This window comes from Cryobacterium sp. TMT1-2-1, from assembly GCF_004403955.1.
Taxonomy (GTDB): Bacteria; Actinomycetota; Actinomycetes; order Actinomycetales; family Microbacteriaceae; genus Cryobacterium; species Cryobacterium psychrotolerans.
Genome location: NZ_SOHC01000018.1, coordinates 1 through 5,674, shown reverse-complemented (window position 1 = coordinate 5,674; position 5,674 = coordinate 1). Strand labels below are relative to the sequence as shown.

Genomic DNA, 5,674 nt, shown 5'->3' with positions numbered 1-5,674 from the left:
CTGGGTGCGTCCGATCCTTGAGAACTCAACAGCGTGCACAATGTCAAATGCCAAAAACCTCGTGGTTGGATCCCGTTTCTAGCGGGTGAATGCCAAGAGATTCCTTTGGAAAACATTTAAACAACAAAGCAAGTCAGTAATGATTTGTTCTGTCAGTTTCAAACTTGCAGATTGTTCGCCCATTCCGGCGGCTTTCTGCACTAGATGTGCCGTTGCCTTCGGGTTTCGTGCAATCAAACATTTACGGAGAGTTTGATCCTGGCTCAGGACGAACGCTGGCGGCGTGCTTAACACATGCAAGTCGAACGGTGAAGAGAAGCTTGCTTCTTGGATCAGTGGCGAACGGGTGAGTAACACGTGAGCAATCTGCCCTTGACTCTGGGATAAGCGTTGGAAACGACGTCTAATACCGGATACGACCCTCGGAGGCATCTCCTGGGGGTGGAAAGAATTTTGGTCAAGGATGAGCTCGCGGCCTATCAGCTAGTTGGTGAGGTAATGGCTCACCAAGGCGACGACGGGTAGCCGGCCTGAGAGGGTGACCGGCCACACTGGGACTGAGACACGGCCCAGACTCCTACGGGAGGCAGCAGTGGGGAATATTGCACAATGGGCGAAAGCCTGATGCAGCAACGCCGCGTGAGGGACGAAGGCCTTCGGGTTGTAAACCTCTTTTAGTAGGGAAGAAGCGAAAGTGACGGTACCTGCAGAAAAAGCACCGGCTAACTACGTGCCAGCAGCCGCGGTAATACGTAGGGTGCAAGCGTTGTCCGGAATTATTGGGCGTAAAGAGCTCGTAGGCGGTTTGTCGCGTCTGCTGTGAAAACCCGAGGCTCAACCTCGGGCCTGCAGTGGGTACGGGCAGACTAGAGTGCGGTAGGGGAGATTGGAATTCCTGGTGTAGCGGTGGAATGCGCAGATATCAGGAGGAACACCAATGGCGAAGGCAGATCTCTGGGCCGTAACTGACGCTGAGGAGCGAAAGCATGGGGAGCGAACAGGATTAGATACCCTGGTAGTCCATGCCGTAAACGTTGGGAACTAGATGTGGGGACCATTCCACGGTCTCCGTGTCGCAGCTAACGCATTAAGTTCCCCGCCTGGGGAGTACGGCCGCAAGGCTAAAACTCAAAGGAATTGACGGGGGCCCGCACAAGCGGCGGAGCATGCGGATTAATTCGATGCAACGCGAAGAACCTTACCAAGGCTTGACATATAGAGGAAACGGCTGGAAACAGTCGCCCCGCAAGGTCTCTATACAGGTGGTGCATGGTTGTCGTCAGCTCGTGTCGTGAGATGTTGGGTTAAGTCCCGCAACGAGCGCAACCCTCGTCCTATGTTGCCAGCACGTAATGGTGGGAACTCATGGGATACTGCCGGGGTCAACTCGGAGGAAGGTGGGGATGACGTCAAATCATCATGCCCCTTATGTCTTGGGCTTCACGCATGCTACAATGGCCGGTACAAAGGGCTGCAATACCGTAAGGTGGAGCGAATCCCAAAAAGCCGGTCTCAGTTCGGATTGAGGTCTGCAACTCGACCTCATGAAGTCGGAGTCGCTAGTAATCGCAGATCAGCAACGCTGCGGTGAATACGTTCCCGGGCCTTGTACACACCGCCCGTCAAGTCATGAAAGTCGGTAACACCCGAAGCCAGTGGCCTAACCGCAAGGAAGGAGCTGTCGAAGGTGGGATCGGTGATTAGGACTAAGTCGTAACAAGGTAGCCGTACCGGAAGGTGCGGCTGGATCACCTCCTTTCTAAGGAGCACAGCACCTCTCCCCGGTATACAGGGAGATCACAGGTGCCAAGCCATTTCGGAAACATACGTTTTCCGGTGGCGCTCATGGGTGGAACATTGACATTGATGCGGAACCAAACGGTTCGATCTCAGTACTCTGCAGCGTTGTTTACAACGCGGCAGATGGAACGGGTTGGTCCTGGCGGGTTCGCATATGCACGCTGTTGGGTCCTGAGGGACCGGAACAAGCCGGCTAGTCCGGCTTTGATCCTTTCCTTCTGGACCTTTTCTTGTTCCCATCATTCGGGGATGAGCGGAGGTACCGCCCGTACTTTGAGAACTACACAGTGGACGCGAGCATCTTAAATTTGACGGACCTTTTGGTCCGCAAATTACAAAGACCAACGCAAATATCGTTCCTTCGGGAACTGATGCGTTGATCATTGGTCAATTTCGGTCGCGAATTTATTCGCGACACTTAATCGATTCAAACTCATGTGATTTCAAATTTCTAAGAGCAAACGGTGAATGCCTTGGCATGTAGAGCCGAAGAAGGACGTAGTAATCTGCGATAAGCCTCGGGGAGTTGATAAACGAACTTTGATCCGAGGATTTCCGAATGGGGAAACCCCGCCAGGCCCGCAAGGTGACCTGGTGACTCCCGCCTGAATATATAGGGCGGGTAGAGGGAACGTGGGGAAGTGAAACATCTCAGTACCCACAGGAAGAGAAAACAACAGTGATTCCGTTAGTAGTGGCGAGCGAAACCGGATGAGGCTAAACCGATCATGTGTGATAGCCGGCAGGCGTTGCATGGTCGGGGTTGCGGGACTTTTCTGCTGCTTCTGCCGAACAGTGAGGGTTAGAACGTTGTATAGACGAACAGGATTGAAAGCCTGGTCATAGAGGGTGCGAACCCCGTAGTCGAAATGCAGCAATCGCCCGAAGAGTATCCCAAGTAGCACGGGGCCCGAGAAATCCCGTGTGAATCCGTCAGGACCACCTGATAAGCCTAAATACTCCTACATGACCGATAGTGAACAAGTACCGTGAGGGAAAGGTGAAAAGTACCCCGGGAGGGGAGTGAAATAGTACCTGAAACCGTTTGCTTACAAACCGTTGGAGCCAGCTTTGTTCTGGTGACAGCGTGCCTTTTGAAGAATGAGCCTGCGAGTTAGTGATATGTGGCGAGCTTAACCCGAGAGGGGAATGCGTAGCGAAAGCGAGTCTGAATAGGGCGATTCAGTCGCATGTCCTAGACCCGAAGCGAAGTGATCTATCCATGGCCAGGTTGAAGCGACGGTAAGACGTCGTGGAGGACCGAACCCACTTCAGTTGAAAATGGAGGGGATGAGCTGTGGATAGGGGTGAAAGGCCAATCAAACTTCGTGATAGCTGGTTCTCTCCGAAATGCATTTAGGTGCAGCGTTGCGTGTTTCTTGCCGGAGGTAGAGCTACTGGATGGCCGATGGGGCCCAAAAGCTTACTGACGTCAGCCAAACTCCGAATGCCGGTAAGTGAGAGCGCAGCAGTGAGACGGTGGGGGATAAGCTTCATCGTCGAGAGGGAAACAACCCAGACCACCAACTAAGGTCCCAAAGCGCGTGCTAAGTGGGAAAGGATGTGGAGTTGCACAGACAACCAGGAGGTTGGCTTAGAAGCAGCCACCCTTGAAAGAGTGCGTAATAGCTCACTGGTCAAGTGATTCCGCGCCGACAATGTAACGGGGCTCAAGCACGCCACCGAAGTTGTGGCATTAATATTTTTGGTAAGCCGCCACCTTGTGTGGTTGGTTCAGCCGTGTTGATGGGTAGGAGAGCGTCGTGTGGCCAGCGAAGCGGCGGTGTAAACCAGCCGTGGAGGCTACACGAGTGAGAATGCAGGCATGAGTAGCGAAAGACGGGTGAGAAACCCGTCCTCCGAAAGATCAAGGTTTCCAGGGCCAGGCTAATCCGCCCTGGGTAAGTCGGGACCTAAGGCGAGGCCGACAGGCGTAGTCGATGGACAACGGGTTTATATTCCCGTACTGATGAAGAACCGTCCAAGCTAATTCAGTAATGCTAAGTGTCTGAATCCCACTGACCAATGCCTTCGGGCTGCGGGGGTGGGCCTAGCGCACGACCCTATGCTGGTGCGGTTAGCGTATTAACAGGTGTGACGCAGGAAGGTAGCTGAGCCGGGCGATGGTTGTCCCGGTCTAAGGATGTAGGCCGAGAGATAGGCAAATCCGTCTCTCATATAAGGCTGAGACCCGATGGGTAGCCCGTAAGGGCGAAATCAGTGATCCTATGCTGCCAAGAAAAGCATCGACGCGAGGTTCAAGTCACCCGTACCCCAAACCGACTCAGGTGATCAGGTAGAGAATACTAAGGAGATCGAGAGAATCGTGGTTAAGGAACTCGGCAAAATGCCCCCGTAACTTCGGGAGAAGGGGGGCCTGAGGCGTGAAGGGATTTACTCCTGGAGCGTTCGAAGGCCGCAGAGACCAGTGGGAAGCGACTGTTTACTAAAAACACAGGTCCGTGCCAAGTCGCAAGACGATGTATACGGACTGACGCCTGCCCGGTGCTGGAAGGTTAAGAGGAAGGGTTAGCGCAAGCGAAGCTCAGAATTTAAGCCCCAGTAAACGGCGGTGGTAACTATAACCATCCTAAGGTAGCGAAATTCCTTGTCGGGTAAGTTCCGACCTGCACGAATGGCGTAACGACTTCCCAGCTGTCTCAACCGCGAACTCGGCGAAATTGCATTACGAGTAAAGATGCTCGTTACGCGCAGCAGGACGGAAAGACCCCGTGACCTTTACTACAGCTTGGTATTGGTGTTCGGTGTGGCTTGTGTAGGATAGGTGGGAGACTGTGAAGCTTGGACGCTAGTTCAGGTGGAGTCAACGTTGAAATACCACTCTGGTCATATTGGATATCTAACTTCGAACCGTAATCCGGTTCAGGGACAGTGCCTGGTGGGTAGTTTAACTGGGGCGGTTGCCTCCTAAAAAGTAACGGAGGCGCCCAAAGGTTCCCTCAACCTGGTTGGCAATCAGGTGTCGAGTGTAAGTGCACAAGGGAGCTTGACTGTGAGACTGACAAGTCGAGCAGGGACGAAAGTCGGGACTAGTGATCCGGCAGTGGCTTGTGGAAGCGCTGTCGCTCAACGGATAAAAGGTACCTCGGGGATAACAGGCTGATCTTGCCCAAGAGTCCATATCGACGGCATGGTTTGGCACCTCGATGTCGGCTCGTCGCATCCTGGGGCTGGAGTAGGTCCCAAGGGTTGGGCTGTTCGCCCATTAAAGCGGTACGCGAGCTGGGTTTAGAACGTCGTGAGACAGTTCGGTCCCTATCCGCTGCGCGCGCAGGAAATTTGAGAAGATCTATCCCTAGTACGAGAGGACCGGGATGGACGAACCTCTGGTGTGTCAGTTGTTCCGCCAGGAGCACCGCTGATTAGCTACGTTCGGAACGGATAACCGCTGAAAGCATCTAAGCGGGAAGCCGGCTTCGAGATGAGATTTCCATCCCTTCGGGGGAGAGGCTCGCAGCTAGACTACTGCGTTGATAGGCCGGATGTGGAAGAGAGGACTAAAGACTCTTGAAGCTGACCGGTACTAATAAGCCGATAATTTGATAACACTCAGTTTGAATAAGCTGCTCTGCGTCCACTATGTGGTTCTCGATGTACGGTCGAGAACAACGCCCCACGGTGTCTCATAAACACTGGGGGCTCTATAACTAAAAAATATAGGTTCGAAACATCGAAAAGTGTTTCGGCGGCTATAGCAAGAGGGAAACGCCCGGTCTCATTCCGAACCCGGAAGCTAAGACTCTTTGCGCCGATGGTACTGCAGGGGGGACCCTGTGGGAGAGTAGGACACCGCCGGACTTAACTTAGAAACAAACAAAATGGCCACCTCACAGGGTGGCCATTTTGCGTTAAG

Annotated in this window: 3 rRNA genes; all 3 read left to right on the top strand. The window is 53.4% G+C overall.

Annotated features, from left to right (window positions below):
- The first annotated feature begins 240 nt into the window (after positions 1-240).
- The 3 genes from E3T33_RS02420 to rrf all read left to right on the top strand — a co-directional run bounded on the left by E3T33_RS02420 (position 241) and on the right by rrf (position 5,619).
- A 16S ribosomal RNA gene (locus E3T33_RS02420) occupies positions 241-1,759 on the top strand.
- 482 nt (positions 1,760-2,241) lie between these two features.
- Positions 2,242-5,368: ribosomal RNA gene (locus E3T33_RS02415) — 23S ribosomal RNA — on the top strand.
- A 134-nt stretch (positions 5,369-5,502) separates the two neighbouring features.
- Positions 5,503-5,619 (top strand): 5S ribosomal RNA (rrf, locus tag E3T33_RS02410).
- The 16S, 23S and 5S rRNA genes sit together here, the layout of an rRNA operon.
- Positions 5,620-5,674: the final 55 nt, after the last annotated feature.